Origin of the sequence: Siphonobacter sp. BAB-5405, assembly GCF_002872335.1 — a bacterium.
Taxonomy (GTDB): domain Bacteria; phylum Bacteroidota; class Bacteroidia; order Cytophagales; family Spirosomataceae; genus Siphonobacter.
In genome coordinates this window covers 1-701 of record NZ_NJAG01000173.1, presented here as the reverse complement: position 1 = coordinate 701, position 701 = coordinate 1, and the positions used below count along the sequence as shown (strand labels likewise).

Below are 701 nucleotides of genomic sequence, written 5' to 3'. Positions count from 1 at the left end.
GGCTCGTGCGAGTTGCCTGCGTCGATAAAAGGCATCCACGGCCAGGTAACAGAATCCTAGCAAGCTATATAGAATCACAAAGCCCAGCAGACTGGAGAGAAACTCTGCTCCCCGGAGCCACCCGTTGAAGGATTCGATGAAGGCTTTGATCGCTTTTCCTGGATGAATGAGGCGGTCAACGTAAGCGGAAAAGGTGATCGAATTCGATGGAACTAACAACGTCGATGAAAACCTGACTAAAAAGAACACTAACTCCGAAGCCAAGGATACGCCCGGGAAAATTTCTTTCGGGTTGGGAAGAAAAAAGGGGTTTGATGACAAGCTGATAACTAACCAAGCCCATCAAAGCGAATGCAAGGGCGACTAGAAAGGTGCTCGCCTGCAGGTACAGGGTATCCTTCGACAGATAGTATTTAACCAGATACCAGAATAAGAATAGACAGACGAATTGCGTACTAAAAACGATTCGGTGACGAGCCAGGCGAAGCATATCCTTTGTTTCATTGATCAAAACAAAGCAAATACCGCTGAGACGGGCAAACAAATAAAAGGGATGAATCGCCAGTCAGCTGGGGTGAACAGGTTTGCTTAGGCCGATAGCGGGTGGGTAAGGGCGTGTTGGGTACTTATGTCAATTAGGCCTTCAGAAGGCAGGAGCTGAACTAACAGGACTATAACTAGCTAAAAGTAGGGCCTCAGAA

Annotated in this window: 1 protein-coding gene; it reads right to left on the bottom strand. The window is 47.5% G+C overall.

Annotated features, from left to right (window positions below; genetic code table 11):
• On the bottom strand, nucleotides 1–219 hold a 219-nt coding region (locus tag BWI97_RS28815), incomplete at its 3' end, for a hypothetical protein (protein ID WP_233208091.1).
• Between the last annotated feature and the right edge of the window lie 482 nt (nucleotides 220–701).